16 protein-coding genes are annotated in these 21,345 nt (G+C 69.5%); 8 read left to right on the top strand and 8 right to left on the bottom strand.

Annotation, left to right across the window (positions count from 1 at the left end; genetic code table 11):
* Nucleotides 1-36 precede the first annotated feature (36 nt).
* Both MicroSTF_RS11060 and MicroSTF_RS11055 read right to left on the bottom strand, forming a co-directional pair.
* A complete protein-coding gene (locus MicroSTF_RS11060) occupies nucleotides 37-1,353 on the bottom strand; it encodes an MFS transporter (RefSeq protein ID WP_322955583.1) in 1,317 nt (438 codons plus the stop codon).
* A gap of 65 nt (nucleotides 1,354-1,418) precedes the next feature.
* On the bottom strand, nucleotides 1,419-3,440 hold the full coding sequence (locus MicroSTF_RS11055) for a glycoside hydrolase family 3 N-terminal domain-containing protein (RefSeq protein WP_322955581.1): 2,022 nt from the start codon (nucleotides 3,438-3,440) through the stop codon (nucleotides 1,419-1,421).
* 126 nt (nucleotides 3,441-3,566) lie between these two features.
* Between MicroSTF_RS11055 and MicroSTF_RS11050 the strand changes: the two genes are divergently transcribed.
* Nucleotides 3,567-4,226: a TetR/AcrR family transcriptional regulator gene (locus MicroSTF_RS11050; protein ID WP_051668199.1), complete on the top strand. Its 660-nt coding sequence runs from the start codon at nucleotides 3,567-3,569 to the stop codon at nucleotides 4,224-4,226.
* Nucleotides 4,227-4,313: 87 nt separating this feature from the next.
* Here the strand turns inward: MicroSTF_RS11050 and MicroSTF_RS11045 are convergent, their stop codons facing one another.
* Nucleotides 4,314-5,765, bottom strand: a complete 1,452-nt coding sequence (locus MicroSTF_RS11045; RefSeq protein ID WP_029260682.1) for a catalase — start codon at nucleotides 5,763-5,765, stop codon at nucleotides 4,314-4,316.
* 66 nt (nucleotides 5,766-5,831) lie between these two features.
* A complete protein-coding gene (locus tag MicroSTF_RS11040; RefSeq protein ID WP_029260681.1) occupies nucleotides 5,832-6,254 on the bottom strand; it encodes a Fur family transcriptional regulator in 423 nt (140 codons plus the stop codon).
* Between the two features lie 193 nt (nucleotides 6,255-6,447).
* Here MicroSTF_RS11040 and MicroSTF_RS11035 point away from each other — a divergent pair, with 193 nt between their 5' ends.
* On the top strand, nucleotides 6,448-9,945 hold the full coding sequence (locus tag MicroSTF_RS11035; protein ID WP_322955579.1) for a GEVED domain-containing protein: 3,498 nt from the start codon (nucleotides 6,448-6,450) through the stop codon (nucleotides 9,943-9,945).
* Between the two features lie 37 nt (nucleotides 9,946-9,982).
* Here MicroSTF_RS11035 and MicroSTF_RS11030 read toward each other — a convergent pair whose 3' ends face one another.
* The 3 genes from MicroSTF_RS11030 to MicroSTF_RS11020 form a co-directional block, all read right to left on the bottom strand.
* Nucleotides 9,983-10,915, bottom strand: coding sequence for a DnaJ domain-containing protein (locus MicroSTF_RS11030; protein WP_315068567.1), 933 nt, complete (start codon nucleotides 10,913-10,915; stop codon nucleotides 9,983-9,985).
* 69 nt (nucleotides 10,916-10,984) lie between these two features.
* Complete coding sequence (locus MicroSTF_RS11025; RefSeq protein ID WP_136024707.1) at nucleotides 10,985-11,638, bottom strand: IMPACT family protein; 654 nt, start codon at nucleotides 11,636-11,638, stop codon at nucleotides 10,985-10,987.
* A 30-nt stretch (nucleotides 11,639-11,668) separates the two neighbouring features.
* Complete coding sequence (locus MicroSTF_RS11020) at nucleotides 11,669-12,655, bottom strand: aldo/keto reductase (RefSeq protein WP_322955574.1); 987 nt, start codon at nucleotides 12,653-12,655, stop codon at nucleotides 11,669-11,671.
* A 230-nt stretch (nucleotides 12,656-12,885) separates the two neighbouring features.
* Between MicroSTF_RS11020 and MicroSTF_RS11015 the strand changes: the two genes are divergently transcribed.
* From MicroSTF_RS11015 to MicroSTF_RS11000, 4 genes are all read left to right on the top strand, one after another.
* Nucleotides 12,886-15,021 (top strand): MMPL family transporter, encoded by a 2,136-nt coding sequence (locus tag MicroSTF_RS11015; protein WP_322955572.1) that lies wholly within the window; start codon nucleotides 12,886-12,888, stop codon nucleotides 15,019-15,021.
* Complete coding sequence (locus MicroSTF_RS11010; RefSeq protein ID WP_029260669.1) at nucleotides 14,987-16,294, top strand: sensor histidine kinase; 1,308 nt, start codon at nucleotides 14,987-14,989, stop codon at nucleotides 16,292-16,294. The genes MicroSTF_RS11015 and MicroSTF_RS11010 overlap by 35 nt, the downstream gene beginning before the upstream one ends.
* The gene (locus tag MicroSTF_RS11005; RefSeq protein WP_029260668.1) at nucleotides 16,291-16,914 is read left to right on the top strand and encodes a response regulator; all 624 of its coding nucleotides are present in this window, start codon (nucleotides 16,291-16,293) and stop codon (nucleotides 16,912-16,914) included. The genes MicroSTF_RS11010 and MicroSTF_RS11005 overlap by 4 nt, the downstream gene beginning before the upstream one ends.
* A gap of 142 nt (nucleotides 16,915-17,056) precedes the next feature.
* The gene (locus MicroSTF_RS11000; protein WP_029267911.1) at nucleotides 17,057-17,524 is read left to right on the top strand and encodes a DUF2871 domain-containing protein; all 468 of its coding nucleotides are present in this window, start codon (nucleotides 17,057-17,059) and stop codon (nucleotides 17,522-17,524) included.
* A gap of 109 nt (nucleotides 17,525-17,633) precedes the next feature.
* Here MicroSTF_RS11000 and cycA read toward each other — a convergent pair whose 3' ends face one another.
* Entirely contained in the window at nucleotides 17,634-19,103 is a 1,470-nt protein-coding gene (gene cycA / locus MicroSTF_RS10995; protein WP_029260666.1) for a D-serine/D-alanine/glycine transporter, read from the bottom strand.
* Between the two features lie 155 nt (nucleotides 19,104-19,258).
* On the opposite strand from cycA, the gene MicroSTF_RS10990 reads away from it, so the two are divergent.
* Nucleotides 19,259-20,731, top strand: coding sequence for an MATE family efflux transporter (locus MicroSTF_RS10990; protein WP_029260665.1), 1,473 nt, complete (start codon nucleotides 19,259-19,261; stop codon nucleotides 20,729-20,731).
* Between the two features lie 145 nt (nucleotides 20,732-20,876).
* The gene (locus MicroSTF_RS10985) at nucleotides 20,877-21,344 is read left to right on the top strand and encodes a hypothetical protein (RefSeq protein WP_136025500.1); all 468 of its coding nucleotides are present in this window, start codon (nucleotides 20,877-20,879) and stop codon (nucleotides 21,342-21,344) included.
* The last annotated feature ends 1 nt before the right edge of the window (nucleotide 21,345 follow it).

Raw genomic sequence — 21,345 nt, 5'->3', positions numbered from 1 at the left:
TGGCCCTGTTCCTGGACGGCGGCGTCAGGTGCGGGATCAGCGCGTCGACCTGATCGGCCACACCGCGAACGCGCCGAGCACCGACAGGACTATGCCCACGGGGAAGAGCCCGGCGAAGCCGAATGCGATCACGATCAGACCCGAGACTCCGGGGGCCAGCGTCTGGGGCAGGGTGGCCGCGATGTTCACGACCCCGAGGTCTTTCGCGAACGACTGCGCCGAGGGGAGCACCTCGCTCATCAGTGCGGTGTCGACGGCCTGGAACATGCCGAACCCGAGCCCGGCGATGAACGACATGATCATCCACGCCTCGATCGTCGGTGAGATCCACGGCAGCAGCAGTGCAAGACCGGTGACCACCGACGAGGCGAACACGAACGGCTTGCGTCGCCCGACCCTGTCGGAGAGTGGACCGGAGATGATCGTGGAGATCAGGATGCCGGCGAGGCTGAGGAGCCCGACCAGCGGGATGACCGTCTCGGGCTTCTCGATGTGCAGATAGTCGGTCATGATGTAGAGCTGATATCCGGTCACGGAGAAGTAGCCCGTGAACAGCAGCAGGCGGCCGAGGAACGCCCAGAAGAAGTCGGGGTGCTTGATCGGGCTGACCCAGAAGGTGCGCAGGAACGCGCTGAGGTCGAACGGCTCGGGCGTGATCCGTTCGCTCGAGTAGTCCGGGTTGAACACGACGAACAGTGTGATGACGACGAGGGCGAAGACCGCGAAGACCAGGTAGCCCGCGGCGATGCTGTTGAAGAACAGGGAGCCGATGATCTGACCGCCGAGCGAGCCGACCATGAGGCCGATGCCGGAGAGGGCGGCGAAGGTTCCCCGGCGCTTGAGGGGCACGCGGTCGGGCATCACGGCGGAGAGCGGGCCCTGGGCAAAGTTGTACGCGATCTGCACCAGAGTCCACGCGATGGCGATGCCGACCAGGGAGTCCGCAAAGGCGAGGCCGACCAGGGCCAGGCCTCCGGCGAGGACGCCGACGATCATCCACGGTGCACGCCGACCGAAGCGGGAACGCGTCCGGTCGGAGATCTGCCCGGCGATCGGCTGCGCGATCATCGCCGCGAACGCACCGATCGTCGCGATGATCGCGAGGTTGGCGACCTTGTTCTCCTCGCCGAGCGCGACCGTGACCTGCTGGGGGAGGAGGATGCCGGGGACCGCGCCCCAGATCAGGAAGATGCCGAGGTTGGCGGGGATGATCCAGCCGAGCAGGCGCCGGATCCCCTTGAGGGGCGGGGGCGGGTCGTCGTTGCCGGCGGCGGTGCGGATGAACGTCGTCTCCGTGATCGGGACGGTGCTCTTGGGGACGGTGCTCTCGGGGGTTGCGGGCGTTCCAGACATCGTCGTCGTGGTCCTCTCGGGTCGGGCAGAACGGGCAGGGCAGAACAGGTCGTGCAGAACGGGGGTCAGGCGGGGAGCGCCACCAGGCGGGAGCGCAGCGTGTCGATCGTCTCGGCCGGCAGGGTGGCGCCGGCGAAGCCGAGGACGGTGTCGAGCGGCATGTTCTGCGCTGCGGCGAGCATGGGGTTGCCCGGCAGTTCCGGGACGAGCTCGGTGATGATCGCGAGCGCCTCGGCATCGGCGAGCACCTGGGCGACGGTCGCGCTGGTGAGGTCGAAGCGTCCGCCGGGTGCGGCGACATCCGCCATCTCGATCGTCGTGGACGCGGGGTCGGGTCGTGCGGCAGGCGACCAGTCGAGGTACCGGAGGCCGTGGCCGAACGCGAACGACGGGTCGACCGTGTCCGACGGCACGTCGGGGCGGCTCGCCGCCACGGCTTCCATCGACGACGGCACCTCGAAGGGCAGCGACCCCTGGGGCTCCACCGCGCCGAACAGCACATTCACGAGCGCGGTGTCGGAGGCGCCGTAGTTCGCGATGATCGTCGAGGCGACGTCGAGAAGCGGGGCGAGGATCGCCGGACGATCGAGGTAGACGTCGAGCACGAGCGGCACGCGGGCGGCCAGATCGCGCAGGTGCGCGAGTTCGTCGTCGTGGAACTCGAGGGATCCGGCGCGGAAGAACGATTCGATGTCGGCCCCGTTGCCGCGCGGCTCCCACGGGGCGTCGGTGCGCACGATCGCGACGTCGGCGCGGTCGGGGTCGGTGACCACATCGGCCCAGCCGGCGAGCTCGACGGCGTCGAGGCCTTCGACGTAGACGGTCGGGCGCCCCTGCAGCGGCAGATGCGCCGCCCCGCCGCCGTTCGTGAGCAACGTGAGTGAACGTGCCTGGGCCTCGAGTCCGGCGGCGCGGGCGTCTTCCCGACCGACGATCGCATCCGCAGCTTCGACATCGACGAACCGTGCGTCGTCGAACAGCCCGAGACGGAACTTCTCACGCAGCAGCCGGCGCACCGAGGTGTCGAGCCGGGACTCGGGCACCGAGCCCGCCCGCACGAGCCCGATCAGAGCCTTCGGGTTGAACTCACCGCCGAACTGGTCCACACCGGCATCGAGCGATTTCATCATCCGCTCGTCGTAGGTGAGCGACTCCACACCCCAGAAGGTGCGGGACAGGATGCCCCAGTCGGTGCACACGATCCCGTCGAAGCCCAGCTCGTCACGCAGCAGGCCTTGGATGATCTGTTTGTTGAACCCGAAGCCGACCTCTTCGTACTCGGTGCCGATCGGCATGCCGTAGTAGGGCATGATCTGCGAGACGCCGGCGGCCAGCAGGTCGCGGAACGGTTGCAGGTGCAGGTCGAATCGTCCGCCCGGGTACACCTGCTCGCGGCCGTATGAGAAGTGCGGATCCTCGCCGTCGAGCTGGGGGCCGCCCCCGGGGAAGTGCTTGGCCATGGCCGAGACCGATTCGGCTCCGAGCTCGTCGCCCTGCAACCCGAGCGTGTAGGCGACGCCGAGACGCCCGGTCACCTCCGCGCTCTGGCCGAACGTGCCGGAAGCCCGCGCCCAGCGCGGCTCGGTGGCGAGGTCGATCTGCGGGTGCAGGGCGGTGCGGATGCCGACGGCCAGGTACTCGCGACGCACGACCTCGGCGAAGCGGCGGGTGAGCTCGGGGTCGTCGATGGCGCCGAAACCGAGGAACTCCGGCCACTGCGAGAAGGGGCCGGCGATGAGCGCGGCGGCCGGGTTGTTCGAGAACGAATGACGCGGGTCGCTCGACAGAGAGAACGGGATGCCGAGGCCGCGTCGCCGGGCCTCCTCCTGCAGGGCGTTGTGCCATGCGGCGATCTCCCGCGCCGACGGGGCCTGCAGGATGTTCACGTGCGTGATGCCACGGTCGATGATGGTGCGCATCGACGGGGACCCGAACAGGCCGGGGGCGTCGAGGTCGTCGCCGAGGGTCGCCATCGGCTGGAACATCTGCCCCGCCTTGTCCTCGAGCGTCATTCGGGTGAGCAGGTCCTCGACACGCTGATCCACGGTCAGGGTGCGGTCCTGGTACGGGTGCGCGATCGCGCTCACGGGAACTCCTTCGTTCGGGTACGGCGGGTCTTTCGGGTACGGCGGGCGGTGCGGGTGCGGCGGGTGGTTCGGTTAAATATCTACACTTGTGTCGGTTTTGTCAAGAGCGGTGCTACGGTTTCCCCCATGGCTGATGCGACGACGCTGCGAGGGCGCGGATACGCGAACGGCCGAGCGCGCCGCGAGGAGATCATCCGCGTGGCCTCGGACCACTTCGCCGAACGCGGCTTCCTCTCGGCGACGATCCTCGAGATCGCCGCGGTGTGCGGCATCTCGCGCGCGGGACTGCTGCACCACTTCGCCGACAAGGAAGCCCTGCTCGAAGCCGTGCTCGAAGCCCGCGACATCGAGGATCGCGACCGCTTCCGTCCCTACGCCCGCGGCTACGGCGGTATGGGCGTGCTGCGCGGAATGGTCGATCTCGCCGACCACAACCGTCTCGTGCCGGGTCTGATCGAGCTCTTCGTGCGGTTGTCGTCCGAGGCGTCGGCTGCCGATCACCCGGCGCACGAGTACTTCCGGCGCCGCTACGAGAGGATCCGTTCGAGCACCGGACAGGCGATCGCGCTCGCCATCGCGTCCGGTCAGCTGCGACCCGACATCGATCCGCACGACGCGGCTTTGCGCCTGACCGCGACCATGGACGGTCTGCAGACCCAGTGGCTGTTCGACCGGTCGATCGACATGGCCGGCGCCATCCGCGCGATGCTGCGGGCGTGGATGACCCCGGCGGGCGAGGTGGCGTTCGAGGCGATCGTCCCCGAACCGGAGCCGGTCGGCGCCTGACGCGCCCGGCAGCGCCGGGGACGACGAAACGGCCTCCCGGAGACCGAAGTCTCCGGGAGGCCGTTTCCGTTCCGGTGATCGCGAGGATCAGACGCGGTCGCGCAGCGCGGCGCCGAGTGCGGCGTCGACGTTCGTCCAGTACTGGAAGAAGCGCTCGCGGATGGCGTCGACGGTGATCGAACGCCCCTGGCCGGTGAGCGTCTCCAGGAAACGTGCCCGCTGCTCGGCGTCGAACACCTCGCGGTAGAGCGTGCCGGGCTGCCCGAAGTCGTCGTCCTCGGGGTGCAGGGTCGCGGCGGAGCGCTGGATCTCGCCGTCGGCCTCCCAGTTCACCTCGATGCCCTTCGACGGGTCGGCCTCCGGGCCTCCTGCCGCTCCATAGGAGTTCGGCTGGTAGGTGCGGTGCGCGGCGTCGTTGAACTGGTAGCGCATCGAGCCCTCGTGCTGGTAGTTGCGCGCCTCGCTCGCGTGCGGCTGGTTCACCGGCAGCTGGTTGTAGTTCGGGCCGATGCGGTGGCGCTGCGCGTCCGGGTAGGCGAAGATGCGCCCCATCAGCATCTTGTCCGGGGAGATGCCGGTGCCCGGCACCTGGTTCCCCGGCGAGAAGGCGGCCTGCTCGATCTGTGCGAAGAAGTTCTCCGGGTTGCGGTTCAGGGTCAGCGTGCCGACCTTGATGCGCGGGTAGTCCTTCTTCGAGATGGTCTTGGTGAGGTCGAACGGGTTGAACCGGTACGCCTTGGCCTCGTCGTAGGGCATGATCTGCACGTACAGGTCCCACTTCGGGAACTCACCGTCGGCGATCGACCGGAAGAGGTCGCGCCGGTAGTGGTCGGCGTCCGACCCGGCGAGCTGCTCGGCCTCTTCGTTGCTCATCGCCTCGACGCCCTGCTGCGAGATGAAGTGGTACTTCACCCAGAAGACCTCGCCTGCGGCGTTGACCCACGAGTAGGTGTGCGAGCCGTAGCCGTTCATGTGCCGCCAGCTGAGGGGCAGGCCGCGGTCTCCCATCAGATACGTGACCTGGTGGGCGCTCTCCGGCGACAGCGTCCAGAAGTCCCACTGCATGTCGGGATCGCGCAGACCCGAGTCGCCGAGGCGCTTCTGCGAGTGGATGAAGTCCGGGAACTTGATCGCGTCGCGAAGGAAGAACGTCGGGGTGTTGTTGCCGACGATGTCGAGGTTGCCCTCGTCGGAGTACATGCGGAGCGAGAACCCGCGCACGTCACGCCAGGTGTCGGGCGAGCCCTGCTCCCCGGCGACGGAGGAGAAGCGGATGAGGGTCTCGCTGGCCGCACCCGGCTGGAAGACGGCCGCGCGCGTGTAGGCCGACACGTCTTCGGTGACGACGAACTCGCCGAACGCGCCGCCGCCCTTCGCGTGCGGGTTGCGCTCCGGCACCCGCTCGCGGTTGAAGGCCGCGATCTTCTCGACCAGGTAGTGATCGTGCAGGACGGTGGGGCCGTCGGCGCCGACCGTGAGCGAATGCGTGTCGCTCGCGATCGGGGCTCCGGCCTGCGTGGTGGTGGCAGGTTTCGTCATGGTGTTCTCCTTCTCCGCGCAGGCGCAACGATTACCCCCATCCGGGGACGGGTGATCGGCGGACTGCTATTGCGCGGCGTTCTGGCAACTGGGGCAGAGGCCCCAGAAGGTGACTTCGGCTGTCTGGACGGTGAATCCCCCCGTCGAGGACGGGGTGAGACACGGCGCTTCGCCGACGACGCAGTCCACATCGCCGATGGCACCGCAGGAGGTGCAGACGACGTGGTGGTGGTTGTCGTTGATGCGCCGCTCGTAGAGCGCCGCGGAGCCTGCCGGTTCGATCCGGCGGATGAGGCCCGCCGTCGTCAGGTCCGCGAGGATGTTGTGCACCGACTGGATCGACGTGGTCGGCAGCACCTCAGACACGGCACGGTAGAGCCGCTCCGCGTCTGAATGGGCCATGGAGTCGAGAGCCTCGAGAACGGCGACGCGGCCCGCGGTCGCGCGCAACCCGGCAACGCGAAGCGCCGAGTCGAGTTCTGTCTCCATCCATCAAGCATACCTCTTCATTTGAATAACTCAAAAGAAAGTATTCCGGCATGCCGCGGAGGGATCGAGGTGGGGTCGAGGTGATTTCACCGAGGTCGCAGCATAAAAAAAGGGGTTGGACCCAGGGGATTCGTCGGTTACTGTGAGCAAAGTCTCAGCTTCTGGTGACGCTGAGAAAACGGAGGGCGACCCCATGCGGAATCCAGCCACTCATCATGGTCGTACGAGCCGTGACCGTCTCAAGCCCTGGGCCGTCGCCGCACTGTTGACGCTCGTGCTCACCGCGCTGATCGTGCCCGCGTCGCCCGCCACGGCGGCTCCGGGCGATGCCGCCCAGCTGTATCTCGGACCCTCCACGGAAGCGGCCACGGTCGGATCCGACAAAGACCTCGTCGCGCCGACGGAGTGTCCGTCGAACTCGGTGCTCACCGGCGTGCAGACGGAGAACCGCACGGCCGACTCTCCGTCCAACGCCAACTCGATCCTCGTGCGTTTCAGCATCCAGTGCTCCACGATCACCGTGAGCAACGCCGGGACCGTCACGGGAACCGTGAACCCCGCGTGGATCACCGGTCCCGTCTACAACGAGAGCCGTGGCAACGTGCAGACCGGCGTGTGCCCCGCCAACACCTTCGTGCACCGCATCACCGGGACCACCTTCGTCGGCGACGGCACGAACCGCTGGCCCTCATCGGTGCAGATCACCTGCCGGCCGATGACCTTCAGCGCGGCGGGCGAGCTGCGGATCGATCTCGCCGCCACGCCCACCGTCCTCACCATCGGTGAGAACTTCAACACGACCGGCGGCTTGGACACCCCGACGCCACGTTGCGGGCCTGCGGCCACCACCGGGACCAGCGACATCCTCGTGCGCGGCTACCGTGCGCAGGGAGGCGGCGAGGGCATCGACGGCTTCACGCCCTCCTGCGCCACCATCCCCGACGACTACGGCGATGCCCCGGCCGGCTACGGGGTCGTGTCCCACGAGCTGAATGCCGCCACCTACCTCGGGTGGTCAGCCGACACCGAGGCGGCGATGCAGTACAGCGCGAACGCGACCGGAGACGATCAGGTCGGCGGCACCGCGCCGAACCAGTTCATCGACGACGAGAACGGCGTCGCGACGTTCGGGCCGATCACCGCAGGGATCACCAGCAGCTACTCGGTGTCGGTGCTGGCGTCGAACAAGGTGCCGGGTCAGCCGGCGACGCTGGTCGGCTGGGTCGACTTCAACCGCGACGGCGTCTTCGACGCGAACGAGGGGGCATCCGCGGTGGTCCCGGCGGGAACGCCCGACGGATCCTCGGTCACGCTCACCTGGCCGGGCATCATCGCACAGACCGTCGCGGGACCGACCTTCGCGCGGTTCCGGATCTCCAGCGGCACCGCCCTGACCACCTCCATGCCCACGGGCGCGGGAGGGGTGGGCGAGGTGGAGGACTATGCCCTCACCATCGCCGCGGCGAACCCGGGGATCTCGCTGTTCAAGTCCGCATCGCCGTCGGGGCCCGATGACTTCACGGTCGGACAGGTCATCGACTACTCCTTCGTGGTCACCAACACCGGTGACGTGCCCCTCGCCGACATCAGCGTCGACGAGACCGCCTTCACCGGCTCGGGGAGCATGACCACCCCGGTGTGTCCGACGACACCGCTGGCTCCCGGGGCGCAGGCGACCTGCACCGCGAGCTACACCCTCACCCAGGCCGACATCGACAGCGGGACCCTCACCAACACGGCCACCGCGACGGGTGTCCCGCCGGGCATCCTCGTGCCTCCCGTCTCCCCGCCCTCCACCGTCAACGTGCCGTCGACGGCGACATCCGCGATCACCCTCGTGAAGAGCGCCGACACCTCCGAGATCACGGCAGCGGGTCAGGCGGTCGGCTACTCCTTCGTGGTCACCAACACCGGCAACGTGACCCTCACGAACGTCGCGGTCGATGAGACGGCGTTCTCCGGAACCGGTACCTCTCCGGCGATCACGTGCCCCGCGGGTGCCGGGTCGATGATCCCGGGTGCACAGATCACGTGCACCGCGTCGTACACGACGACCGCTGCGGACTACACCTCCGATTCCCTCGACAACACCGCCACAGCGACGGGAACCCCGCCCTCGGGCACTCCGCCGGTGTCTGCGCCGTCGACCGTCGAGATCCCCGTCGTCTCGGCACCGGCGCTGACCGTGTCAAAGACCGCCGACCGCACGCGGATCACGGCAGCGGGCGAGACGATCAACTACTCGTTCCTGGTGACGAACACCGGAAACGTCACACTCACGGGTGTGACGGTGACGGAGACGGCATTCACCGGAACGGGGACACCCCCCGTGGTCACGTGCCCCGCGGGCGCGGCATCGCTCGCCGCGGGCGCGACCGTCACCTGCACGGCCTCGTACGTCGTGACCCAGGCCGACATCGATGCCGGAGGCGTCACGAACACCGCGACCGGTACGGGCACGCCGCCGACCGGAGAGCCTCCGGTGTCGCCCCCGTCGACCGTCGTCGTCCCGCCGGACCCGGTGCCCGGGATCACGGTCGTGAAATCGGCGAGCCCGAACACGCCGGACGCCTACCAGGTGGGCCAGGAGATCACCTATTCCTTCGTGGTCACGAACACCGGCAACGTCACCCTCGCGAACGTGACGGTGAACGAGGAGAGCTTCTCCGGGACCGGCGCACTGTCGCCCGTCGTGTGCCCGGCCGGCGCGGCGTCGCTCGCCCCGAGCGTGCAGATCGTCTGCACCGCCACGTATGTGCTGACCCAAGCCGATGTGAACGCGGGCCGGGTGACGAACAGCGCCACCGCGACCGGAACGCCCCCGGGCACGCTCGTCCCGCCGGTCTCGCCGCCCTCGGAGACCGAGGTTCCCATCGATCCCGTCCCGGGCATCAGCATCGTGAAGTCGGCCACGCCGGCGACCATGACGGCGGTGGGGCAGATCCTCGCATACTCCTTCGTGGTCACGAACACCGGAAACGTCACGCTCGAAGACGTGACGGTCGATGAGACCGCCTTCTCCGGGTCGGGATCGCTGTCCGCCATCGAATGCCCTGCGGGTGCCGCGAGCATGTTGCCGGGCCAGATCATCACCTGCACCGCGCAGTACCAGACGACGCAGGCCGACGTGGACTCGGGCCTGCTCACGAACACGGCCGTCGCCACCGGAACTCCGCCCTCGGGGCAGCCTCCGGTCTCGCCGCCGTCGACGGTCGAGGTCCCCTTCGACGGGCCCAACGCGTTGACCCTCGAGAAGCGCGCGAATCCGGTCGATGTGAACGGCAACGGCGTCATCGATCCCGGTGACCGCATCGAGTGGACGATCCTCGTGACCAATACCGGTGCACAGACCATCGACGACATCGTCGTGACCGACCCCACCGCGGGGCCGGTCACGTGTCCGTCGACGAGTCTGGGCTCCGGGGTGCAGATGACCTGCACGGTGCCGCCGCACACCGTCACCGCCGCCGACGTCGAGAGGGGTCAGGTGCGCAACGTGGCCACCGCGACAGGCGTCCCACCCGATGGCGGGACGATCGTTCCTCCGCCGTCGGAGACGACGACACGGGTGTTCCCTCCGCCGCCGCCCACACTGGCGGTGACGGGAGGCACGCTGTCCGCGGCGCTCCTTGTCGGAGGGCTGATGCTGTTCCTCGGGGCCTCGCTGCTGAGGCGGCGTCGACTGTCCTGACACCGAGACAGCGCTCAGTGGACGCAGTCCGGAGAGCTCAGACGAAGCGGACGGTCTGCTGCAGGCGGGTGCGCACGTCAAAGAGCTCGTTGCCCCCGATCGCCCGCGCCTGCGGCACACCCTGACGCAGCACCATCGCGAGAGCGCTGCGTCGCACCACGACGACCGGAACTCCGCGGCTCGTGCCGAGCGGCGTGACGGCTTGGGCGAGGTCGTCGTCGGGCAGCACGATGATCGCCCCGCCGAAGCGCACGCGCGCGGCCTTCGCGACGGTGCGCATCCGACGCAGAGCAGCGGTGACCGGCGCGCGCGTGCCCAGACTCGGGCCGGTGATCTCGCCGCGGCGGAAGCCCACGACACCCCCGAAGTCTTCCGACATCACGCCGTACAGTCCGGACGGGCCGAGCACCACATGGTCGAGTTTGTCGTCGGCATCCGCTCCCACCGCGACGTCGTGCCACACCGTGAAGCCCATGCCGAGGTCGGAGACCGTGCGGGCCGTGGCCTCCTCCGCCAGCGCGTCGGCGAGCATCCGCCGCAGGTCACGCGGAGCCGAGCGCACGAGCGCGGGGTCATACGGATCGGGGACCTCGACGCCGCGGCCGGCCCATTCGCGGATGAGCACGAGGTAGCGTTCACGGCGCCAGCCGCCGGGGTGCCCGTAGGACCGGGCGCGGGGACGGGTGTCGGTGCGGGCGGCGGGCGGGCGCCATCCGCTCCACTCGGTCCCGGGCTCGGCGGCCGCCGCTCCTGCCACACCGGAGCGGCGGTCGTAGGCGGCGCGGCTCTCGACGGTGCCGACCAGCTCCCACGCGCGCTGCACCTGGATGAACATCGCCGCATCTCCACCGGTATCGGGGTGCGTCTGCCGGAGGCGGAGGCGATAGGCGCGGCGCAACTCGACGTCGTCGACCGTGGGGTCGACGTCGAGGATCTCGTAGGCCGAAGCCGAGAGCGGACTGTCGAACATCGCTCTCCCTCCGCGACCGCGGCATCCAGGATATCCGGCGGCCGTTGTGGTTCTCCCGATGCCGGGGCGTCAGGCGGGCACGTCGACGATGCGCTCCACGCCGAGGACGGGTGCGATCCCGCCGCCCGATGCGGCGGCGAGATCGTCCGCGAGGTGCGCGAGCTCCGGCTCCGGTGCCCACAGCTCGAGCGTGGCTGTCGCCGCGTAGGTCGGCTCGCCGAGCGTCGCGCCGTGATGCGCCGCCCATTCGCGCAGCAGGTTGTCGTAGCGGCCGGCGTCGGCGTGCGGCACCTCGAGCGTCACCTGGCGCAACGCCGCCCGCCGCACGAGCGCCGCTAGGTCGAGTGCTTCCGACACCGCTGACGAGTAGGCACGCACCAGGCCACCCGCTCCGAGCTTCACCCCGCCGAAGTACCGCGTCACGACCGCGACGACGTCGGTCAGTTCGCGCCGGCGCAGCACCTCGAGCATCGGGATGCCCGCGGTGCCGGAGGGCTCGCCGTCATCCGACGACCGCGCCTGATCGCCGAGCAGGCCCGTCACCATCGCCGTGCAGTTGTGGTTGGCATCCCACGCCTTCTTGCGGATGCCGGCGATCACGCCCTCGGCCTGCTCGACCGAGGTGACGGGCTCGATCCGCGTGAGGAAGCGTGACTTGCGGATGACGGTCTCATGCTCGACGGCAGCCGCGATGGTCGCGGGGTAGCTGCGGGCGGCGGTCACCCGCCTCACGATACCGATGCCGCGGGAGGCTCAACGATCGACGAACGCCATCTGCTGCGGGTTGTAGCGGTCACCGCTCACGCCGATGCGTGTCGCGAGGGCAGTGAGGTCGGCGACCTCGTCGGCCGAGAGTGCGACGGCCGTGCTCGCGGCGTTCTCCGCGATGCGGGTGGTGCGCCGGGTGCCGGGGATCGGCACGATCCACGGCTGCTGGGCGAGCAGCCAGGCCAGCGCGATCTGGCCGGCCGTGGCGTCCTTGGCGGCGGCCAACTGCGCGACGTGCGCCACGATCGCCTGGTTCGCGGCCCGGTTCTCTGCCGTGAAGCGCGGAATCGTGGCGCGGATGTCGCCGGCCGCGAAGTCGGACGCGGTGTCGACGGTGCCGGTCAGGAAACCTTTGCCGAGCGGGCTGAACGGCACGAATCCGATGCCGAGTTCGGCGAGCACCGGCAGGATCTCAGCCTCGGGGTCGCGGGTCCACAGGGAGTATTCGCTCTGCAGCGCGGTGACGGGATGTACGGCGTGCGCGCGGCGGATCGTCTCGGCCGACGCCTCGGAGAGCCCGAAGTGGCGCACCTTCCCCTCGGCGATCAGCTCGCCGACCGTGCCGGCGACGTCCTCGATCGGCACATCGGGATCGACACGGTGCTGGTAGAAGAGGTCGATCACGTCGGAGCGCAGACTCCGCAGCGATGCCTCGGCCACCCGGCGGATCTGCTCGGGTCGACTGTTCAGGCCGACGCTCTTGCCGTCCTGGATATCCCACCCGAACTTCGTCGCGAGCACGACCCGGTCGCGGATGGGCTCGAGTGCCTCGCCCACGAGCTCCTCGTTCACATGCGGTCCGTACACCTCGGCGGTGTCGAAGAAGTCGACGCCGTGATCGACCGCAGAGCGCAGCACCGCGATCATGTCGTCGCGGGTACCCGGATTGGGGCCGTAGCTCTGTGACATGCCCATGCAGCCGAGTCCGACCGCCGAGACCTGAAGGCCCTGTCCGAGAGTGCGCGTGTGCATGAGTGGTCCTTTCGTCGCGGCCGCGGACGGATCGGCGGCCTGGACCCGACGCTACGCGCACGTGCGGCGACGGGGGAGGGTCTGGTGGAACCCCGTTGACGGGGGCCCCTCTCTCGGCAGGAGGCTGCTGCCGGACCCTCCTGCGCGCCGCGCGGATCCATCGAAGGGTGGAGACCCGTCTCCGCCCCCTGCGCGATCCGGTCGAGGGTGAGGGCGGCTGGACTGGAGTCATGCTCCGCACCCTCCGCTCCCTTCCGCTGTGGCTCACCTCTCGTCGCGGGGGATGGATCTCCCTGCTGATCGCGGCGGTCGCGTTCACCGCCCTCCTCGGCGCGTTCGGACGGGCATCGGTCCCGGCAGGCAACGACGTGGCTCCGCCGGATTCCGAATCCGCGCAGGCCGCGCTCCTCGCCGAGCAGTTCCCCGACGCGGACGAGCACACGGTACTGCTGGTCGCCTCCCGTGACGACGACGCGCAGCTCAGCGATGCCGACCTCGCCGCCCTCGGTGCGCTCTCGGGCGATGTCGAAGCGGAGACCGGGCACGCCCCCCACGGTCCGATCGTCAGCGACGACGGCGAGGCCGCGGTGATCCAGGCGACGCTGACCCTGGACGACGACGACGTCGCTGACGCCGTGCACGGTCTGCGCGACACCGTGGCGGAGCATCCCCTCACCGGGATGCACGTGCAGGTCACGGGCGGGCCCGCGTTCGGTGTGGACGTCGCCTCCGCGTTCGACGGCGCGGACTTCACGCTGTTGATGGTGACCCTCGGGATCGTGGCCCTGCTGCTCATCGTCACGTACCGCTCGCCCGTGCTGTGGATGATCGCCCTCATCGTGGTCGCCCTCGCCGATCAGCTGGCCAACAAGGCGACCGCGGCGATCGGCGCCGGGCTCGGGCTGCAGTTCGACTCCGGGATCGTGAGCGTGCTCGTCTTCGGTGCCGGAACGAACTACGCCCTCGTGCTCATCTCGCGCTACCGCGAAGAACTCGCCCGCGAGACCGATCATCGCCGCGCCCTGGTCGCCGCCTGGCGTGCCACCGCCCCCGCGATCGTCGCCTCGAACGTCACCGTGGTCCTGGCGCTGTCGACTCTCGCCCTCGCGGTGATCCCGGGAACGCGCGGGCTCGGCATCGCCTCTGCCGTGGGCCTGCTGATCGCGCTCGCCGCCGTGCTCCTGGTGCTGCCACCGGCGCTCGCCGTGTGCGGCCGTCGACTGTTCTGGCCGTTCGCGCCGCGCGTGGGCGATGTCGCGGCCACGGGCCGCGTGTGGGGTGCGGTGGCTCAACGCGTCTCCCGGCGCCCGTGGGTGCCGCTGGTCGGCGGACTCGCGCTGCTCGGCGTTCTCGCCGGTGGGCTCGCCGGAGCGTCCGTCGGGCTCACCCAGGTCGAGAAGTTCCGTGTCGTGTCCGAGTCGGCCGCAGGTCTCACGGTGCTCGGCGATCACTTCCCGGCCGGGGAGGCGCAGCCGATGATCGTGATCGGCGATACGGCGGAGGCCGATGCGCTGGTCGCCGCGATCGACGACGTGCCGGGTGTGCTCCGGGTATCGGCGACCGGGGAGAGCAGCGACGGAGCGCTCACCCGTCTGCTCGTCGTCGGTGAGCCGGCGCCCGGAACGCCCGCGAGCCTCGACCTGGTGAGCGCGGTACGAGAGGCCGTGCAGACGGTGCCGGATGCCGACGCCGTGGTGGGCGGCCCGGTGGCGGCGGATCTCGATGCGCGCGAAGGCAATCGGCGCGACCTGCTGCTGGTCGTCCCGCTCGTCCTCGCCGTCAGTCTGCTCGTGCTGATCGTGCTGCTGCGTTCCCTGGTGGCGCCGGTGCTGCTGCTCGCGGTGAACATCCTCAGCGCGGTCGCGGCCATCGGTGCCGGCACGTGGCTGAGCAGGGTCGTGTTCGGGTGGGACGCGCTCGACCTCCAGGTGCCCCTGTTGTCGTTCCTGTTCCTGGTCGCGCTCGGGATCGACTACACGATCTTCCTCGTCCATCGCGCGCGCACGGAGGCACGGACGGTCGGCACGCGGCAGGGGATGGTGCGCGCCCTCACCGCGACGGGCGGCGTGATCACGAGCGCCGGTGTCGTGCTCGCGGCCGTGTTCGCTGCGCTGGGCTTGCTGCCCCTCGTCACGCTCGGGCAGATCGGCCTCATCGTCGGGATCGGCGTGCTCGTCGACACCTTCGTCGTGCGCACCCTGGTGGTCCCGGCGATCTTCGCGATCGTCGGCGAGCGGATGTGGTGGCCGCGGAAGGCCGGGGGTGCGGGATCCCGCGGGGATCGACACGCGGATCGACACGGAGACCGGCCGCACGGGGGAGAATACGAAGATGCCGCAGTCGCCATCTCCGCAGACGCGGACTGAGCGTTCCGGCCGCGTCGATTCCGCGGCCGGGATCCGCGCGCCGCGCACGTGGGCGAGCCTGGTCGGTTCCATCCGGATCGGTCAGGCCGTCATCACGGTCGTGCTGCTCGTGGTCGGTGCGTGGCGCGCCGCGGCGGACGGTGTGCCGCTGCCGTGGGTCCTCGCCCTCTCGCTCGTCTTCCTCGGCTGGTACGGCGGCGGTCTGCTGCTCGGCGAACGCACCGCCGACCGTCGCCTCGCGACCTGGTGGCTGCTCGGGCTGACCCTCATCTGGCTCGGCGCGGTCGTGGTCTCGCCGGAGTTCGTGTGGCTCGCCTTCCCGCTGTGGCTGCTCGCCGGATTCGTGATGCGCCTGCGGTGGGCGCTGCTGCTCAGCGTCGTGGTCCTCGCCGTGGTGGTGACCGCTCCGCTGCTGCACACCGGCACCACGACCTATGCGAACGTGATCGGTCCCCTCGTGGGCGGCGTCTTCGCGCTGGGGATCTCGCGCGGGTACCTCGAGCTCGTCCGCGACGGGCGCGAGCGCCGTCGGCTGATCGCCTCGCTGGTTGCGACCCAGGAGGAGATGGCAGCTTTGCAGGACGAGCTCGCCCGCACCCAGCGCGAGTCGGGGGCGACGGCCGAGCGCACCCGGGTGTCGCGCGACATCCACGACACCGTCGCGCAGAGCGTGTCGTCGATCGGGATGCTCGCGCGTTCGGCCCTGGAGGTCGACGATCCGTCGCAGCGCACGCGCGCTCTCGAGCAGATCGGCGCCCTGGCTGCGGAGGGGATGGCGGATGCTCGGCGCATCGTGAACGCCCTGGCGCCGGCGGAGCTGGAGTCGACGGCGCTCGGCGACGCCCTCGCCCGGATGCTGGAGCGCCTCACCGAGGAGACCGGGATCGAGGCCGCTCTGCACGCCGACGACGACCTGCCGTCGCTCGGCATCGACGCCGAGGTGGCCCTGCTGCGGACGGCGCAGTCGGCCCTCGCGAACGTCCGCTCCCACGCATCGGCCTCCCGTGTCGTGGTCACCCTGGCCGATGCCGGCGATGCGGTGCGCCTCGACATCGTCGACGACGGGATCGGGTTCGACGCCCGGCACTGGGACGCCCAGGGCGGCGTCGGCAGCCGCGGCGGCGGCTACGGACTGCGCTCGATGCGTGCGCGCCTGCGGGAGCTCGGCGGAGGGCTCGACGTGGAGAGCGCCCCTGGCGACGGCACCGCGCTCTCGGCGCACATCCCTCTGGGCCGCGCCGCTCAGGGGCGACGGAACGGAGAACAGGGATGACCCCGGTGCGCGTGCTGCTCGTCGATGACCATCCCATCGTCCGCGCCGGTGTGCGCTCGCTGTTCGACCACCGTGACGACGTCGAGGTGGTCGGTGAGGCGGCGTCCGGAGAAGAGGCGCTCGCTCTCGCTCGGCACCTGCATCCCGATGTCGTGCTGTGCGACCTGCGGCTCGGTGAGGGCATGGACGGCGTGCAGACGACCGCCGCCCTGCGCACGCAGGATCCGGCCCCGGCCGTCCTGATCCTCACGACATTTGATCGCGACGCCGAGATCCTCGGTGCGATCGAGGCGGGAGCGGCGGGGTACCTGCTCAAGGATGTCGCCCCCGACGAGATCGTGCGTGCGATCCGGCAGGCCGCATCCGGCGGACTCGTGCTCAGCCCGGAGCTCAGTGAGCGGGTGGTGCAGGTCATGCGCGCGCCGCGGGTGCGGCTGACGGGCCGTGAGCTGGAGGTGCTCCGGCTGCTCGACACGGGGGCGTCGAACCGCGAGATCGCCAAGACGCTGTTCGTGACGGAGGCCACCGTCAAGACCCACCTCGTGCACGTGTTCGAGAAGCTCGGCGCCGACAACCGGGCGCGTGCCATCGCCATCGCACGCGAGTCCGGTCTGCTCTGAGTCCGGTCTGCTCTGAGTCCGGTCTGCTCCGAGTCGCCCGCTGGCGCGGGCCGCGTGTGCGGGGCCGGACCCTGTCAACCGTTCGATGGATCCCCGGAACGGCCGCGACGCCGAGGCTGGAATCAGACCGAAAGGATTCCCGATGCGCAGACTCTTCACCGCCGCGTTCGCCTCCATGATCGCGGGCGTCGCCTCCGGACTCTTCTACCGAGAGTTCACCAAGATCAACGGCTTCCCCGAGGGGGAGGCGACGCAGCTCGGGCTCGTGCACACGCACCTGCTCGTGCTGGGCTTCATCGTGCTGTTGATCGTCCTGCTCCTCGAGAAGGCGTTCGCGCTCTCCGAGAGCCGCCTGTTCGGCTGGTTCTTCTGGCTGTACAACGCGGGCCTGGTGCTCACGTCGGCCATGATGATCTGGCACGGCTGCCTCACGGTGCTCGGGCAGGAGTCGTCGAGCATGATCGCGGGCATCGCGGGGCTGGGCCACATCCTGCTCAGCGCCGGTATGGTGCTGCTGTTCCTCGCCCTGCGGAAGCGTCTGTTCGCGACGAAGCCCGCCGCCCCGGCCGCCGCCGCCCCGGCTGCCGCCGCCCCGGCCGTCTCGGCCTGACGGCGTTCACAACTCAGGAACGTCAGGGCCGGACAGCCGTGTCCCCGTGATCCGGTCCGGTGCCCGACGAAGTTCCTGAGTGGTGAACAGAGACCGCCCGAGGCCGGAGTCAGTCCGCCTCGACCGAGTCGTCGCGGAGGTGCGCGATGTGCGCCGCGTGCCGGGCCAGGTGGTTCGGGGAGCGGCGCACGAACAGCCAGGCCACGAGCAGCACGACGAACCAGATCGGCGTCACGAGCAGCGCGGTCAGCGTGTCGGGCTGGGTCGTGAGCGCCCACAGGATGAACACGAAGAACGCCAGCACCACGTAGACCATGAACACACCGCCGGGCAGCCGGAAGGTCGACGCGGCGACCTTGTCCTTGCGGGTGCGCCGGTACACGAGGTAGCTGCACAGGAAGATCGTCCAGACGAACATGAAGCACAGGGCCGAGACCGTGGTCACCATGTCGAACGCGGTGCCGATGTCCTTGCCCGCGTAGAGCAGCACGACGCCGGAGAGCAGCAGGATGCACGACAGGAACAGTGCGTTCTGCGGCACCCGGCGGCGCGAGAGGCGGGCGAACATGCGCGGGGCGTCGCCGTCCTGTGCGAGACCGAACACCATGCGCGAGGTCGAGTAGATGCCGGAGTTCGCGCTCGACATGGCGGAGGTCAGCACCACGAGGTTCACCACCGTCGCGGCGATGCCGAGTCCGGCGAGGGCGAACATCGCGATGAAGGGGCTCTCGCCGGCGACGTACTCGGTCCACGGGGTGACCGCCATCAGCACGATGAGCGCGCCCACGTAGAACAGCAGCACACGGATCGGGATCGCATTGATGGCCTTGGGCAGGTTGCGCTTCGGGTCCTTGGTCTCCGCCGCTGCGGTGCCCACGAGCTCGATGCCGACGAACGCGAACACCGCGATCTGGAAGCCCGCGACGAAACCCATGAATCCGTGCGGGAACATGCCGCCCTTGTCCCACAGGTTCGAGAAGCTCGCGGTGCCGGCGTCGTGTTGGAATCCGGTGAAGATCATCACGAGTCCGGTGATGATGAGCGCCACGATCGCGACGATCTTGATCAGCGCGAACCAGAACTCCATCTCGCCGAACGCGGCGACGGTCGGGAGATTCAGGGCGAGCAGGATGACGATCACCAGCACGCCGGGGATCCACAGGGGGATTCCGGGGATGAGCGCATCCGTGTATCCCGCGATCGCGATCACGTCGGCGACGCCGGTGACCACCCAGCAGAACCAGTAGGTCCACCCCGTGAAGAAGCCCGCCCACGGGCCGAGCAGGTCGCTCGCGAAGTCGCTGAACGACTTGTACTTCAGGTTCGACAGCAGCAGCTCGCCCATCGCCCTCATGACGAAGAACAGCATGAAGCCGATGATCATGTAGACGAAGATCACCGAGGGGCCCGCGACCGAGATGGTCTTGCCGCTGCCCATGAACAGCCCGGTGCCGATGGCCCCGCCGATCGCGAGCAGTTGGATGTGGCGGTTGCTCAGCGCTCGCCGCAGATGCTGTTCCTCTCCGTCCGCGGCGGTGTCGCGCTCGCGTCCGGTTCCCCCCGTGTGCTGCTTCGTCACTTTCTTCCTCCGGTCCTCGTCGACGGTTGCCGTCCGACGGTACCTGGAGGAGGGGCCGAGTCCAGAATCGAGTACCGGTCTTCCGGCCCGCCGAATCGATTCGATAAGCTGGTGGCACCCCCGATCATCCCCTCAGTTCTGCGAGCCGCTCCTTCATGGCCACCTCCCTCACCACGGGCCGTCCGTGGCGCGTCATCCTTGCCTTCTCCATCCCGCTCCTGCTCGGCAACGTGGTGCAGCAGCTGTACCAGTTCGCCGACGCCATCGTCGTCGGCCGGCATCTCGGCGTCACCTCGCTCGCCGCCGTCGGAGCGACCGGCAGCCTGCTGTTCCTGCTGCTCGGGTTCGCCTGGGGGTTGACGAGCGGTTTCGCGATCCCGATCGCCCAGGCATTCGGCGCGAGGAACGACGCGGCCGTGCGCCGATCGGTCGCGACCGGCGTACTGCTCAGCGCCATCACGAGCGTCATCCTGACCGTGGGGGCGCCCCTCCTCGCCGGCCCGATCCTGTCGCTGCTGCAGACGCCGCCCGAGCTGATGGCCGAGGCGACGATCTTCACGCAGATCAGCTTCCTCGGCGCGAGCGCGACGATGTTCTTCAACTACCTGTCCGCGATCATCCGTGCGATCGGCGACTCGAAGACGCCGCTGGTGTTCCTGACCGTGTCGTGTGCGCTCAACGTCGGCCTCGTCGTGCTGATGGTCGGGCCCCTCGAATGGGGAGTGGGGGGAGCTGCGCTCGCCACGGTCGTCGCTCAGGCCGTCTCGGTGGCGCTGTGCCTGGAGTTCGTGCGTCGGCGCCTGCCGATGCTGCACCTGCGCCGAGCCGACTGGCGCATCACCCGTGACGACATCGCCGAGCACCTGCGACTCGGCCTGCCGATGGGGTTCCAGGCGTCGATCATCGCGATCGGCACGCTCACGGTGCAGGTCGCGTTGAACACCCTCGGCGCCGACGCGGTCGCGGCGTACACCACGGGCTCGCGCGTCGACAGCCTCGCGGTCGCCCTGCTGTCTTCTCTCGGCCTCGCCGTCTCGATGTACGCGGCGCAGAACCACGGCGGTCGTCGGCCCGACCGCATCCGTCGCGGTGTGGTCGAGGCGACCTGGATGGCGGTCGCCGCCGGTGTGGTCCTCGGTGCCCTGCTGGTCGCATTCGGCGCCCCGATGGTGCGCCTGTTCATCGGCGAAGGATCCGACGTCGTCGTCGACGACGCGCATCGGATGCTCATCATCAACGGCTGCGGGTACTGGGCGCTCGGCATGCTGTTCGTGCTGCGCGGCGCTCTTCAGGGACTCGGTCACACGCTCGTGCCCACCGTGACCGGCGTGATCGAGCTCGTGATGCGCGTGGGCGCGGCGATCGTGCTGGGGGCATGGATCGGATTCGACGGTGTCGCGTTGAGCAACCCGCTCGCCTGGCTCGGAGCGATCGTGCTGCTCGTCCCCGCGTACATCCGCGCCCACCGCGCTCTCGGACGGCTGCCCATCGACCCCGCGGAGGCGACGGAGACCTCGGCCATCGCGATCGTCGGACCGACCGACGGGTCGATGGTCGTGGACGCGGTCGTCACCCAGCCGGTGCGGGTCGTGCGGGCGCGCCGCCTGCGGTGGCCACGTCGTCGCTGACAGCCGCGCCGCTGTCTTTCCGACTGCGCCGGTCCGTACAGATATCCGCCTTCAGGATGATGCGAGTCGCACTTGAGGCGGATGCCCATTCCGGGGGACACTTCTAATGTCGAATGAGTGGAGTAACCACTGACGGGGGGTCGTCATGACGACATTGAGAATGGCCAGTGATCTGGCTGCGGTGATGGTGCCGATCGGTTACGTGGGTGCGGCGCTCGCCGTCATCTTCGCGATCGTCGCGGCGGTCGCGATCGTCCGGGGTTCCGGTGGGCTCGCCGGGGGCGCGGTGGGTCTGTGGATCGTGGGCGCGCTGATGAGCTTCGCGGCGTCCTTCGCGCGCGAGTGGACGCCGCTGATCGTGGCATGCGCGGCGCTGGCGGCGATGCTGATCGTCGGGAGCGTCGTGCGCGCGATCGTGAATGCGGCCGGGGTGGAACGTGCCGACCGCGCGGTCGAGGAGCTGCCGAAGGCGGTTCCCGCGTCGAAGACGCCCGTCACGGCGACGTCGAAGACGCCCGTCGCGGCGACGTCGAAGACGCCCGTCGCAGCGACGTCGAAGGTTGCGCTCACGAAGACCGGGCCGGCGACGGCGACGATCGCCGTCGTGCGCTGAC

The organism is Microbacterium sp. STF-2 (genome assembly GCF_034650155.1).
Taxonomy (GTDB): domain Bacteria; phylum Actinomycetota; class Actinomycetes; order Actinomycetales; family Microbacteriaceae; genus Microbacterium; species Microbacterium maritypicum_A.
Note: the sequence above shows the minus strand (reverse complement) of the source record. Positions and strands in the feature narration are given on the sequence as shown.

Excerpts from the sequence above, each read along its gene's own strand:
- MicroSTF_RS10990 (WP_029260665.1), top strand. The coding sequence starts at position 19,259 with ATGGCCACCTCCCTCACCACGGGCCGTCCGTGGCGCGTCATCCTTGCC.
- MicroSTF_RS11030 (WP_315068567.1), bottom strand. The coding sequence starts at position 10,915 with ATGTTCGACAGTCCGCTCTCGGCTTCGGCCTACGAGATCCTCGACGTC.
- MicroSTF_RS11010 (WP_029260669.1), top strand. The coding sequence starts at position 14,987 with ATGCCGCAGTCGCCATCTCCGCAGACGCGGACTGAGCGTTCCGGCCGC.
- MicroSTF_RS10985 (WP_136025500.1), top strand. The coding sequence starts at position 20,877 with ATGACGACATTGAGAATGGCCAGTGATCTGGCTGCGGTGATGGTGCCG.
- MicroSTF_RS11015 (WP_322955572.1), top strand. The coding sequence starts at position 12,886 with ATGCTCCGCACCCTCCGCTCCCTTCCGCTGTGGCTCACCTCTCGTCGC.
- MicroSTF_RS11045 (WP_029260682.1), bottom strand. The coding sequence starts at position 5,765 with ATGACGAAACCTGCCACCACCACGCAGGCCGGAGCCCCGATCGCGAGC.
- MicroSTF_RS11050 (WP_051668199.1), top strand. The coding sequence starts at position 3,567 with ATGGCTGATGCGACGACGCTGCGAGGGCGCGGATACGCGAACGGCCGA.
- MicroSTF_RS11020 (WP_322955574.1), bottom strand. The coding sequence starts at position 12,655 with ATGCACACGCGCACTCTCGGACAGGGCCTTCAGGTCTCGGCGGTCGGA.
- MicroSTF_RS11000 (WP_029267911.1), top strand. The coding sequence starts at position 17,057 with ATGCGCAGACTCTTCACCGCCGCGTTCGCCTCCATGATCGCGGGCGTC.
- MicroSTF_RS11060 (WP_322955583.1), bottom strand. The coding sequence starts at position 1,353 with ATGTCTGGAACGCCCGCAACCCCCGAGAGCACCGTCCCCAAGAGCACC.
- MicroSTF_RS11035 (WP_322955579.1), top strand. The coding sequence starts at position 6,448 with ATGCGGAATCCAGCCACTCATCATGGTCGTACGAGCCGTGACCGTCTC.
- MicroSTF_RS11005 (WP_029260668.1), top strand. The coding sequence starts at position 16,291 with ATGACCCCGGTGCGCGTGCTGCTCGTCGATGACCATCCCATCGTCCGC.
- MicroSTF_RS11040 (WP_029260681.1), bottom strand. The coding sequence starts at position 6,254 with ATGGAGACAGAACTCGACTCGGCGCTTCGCGTTGCCGGGTTGCGCGCG.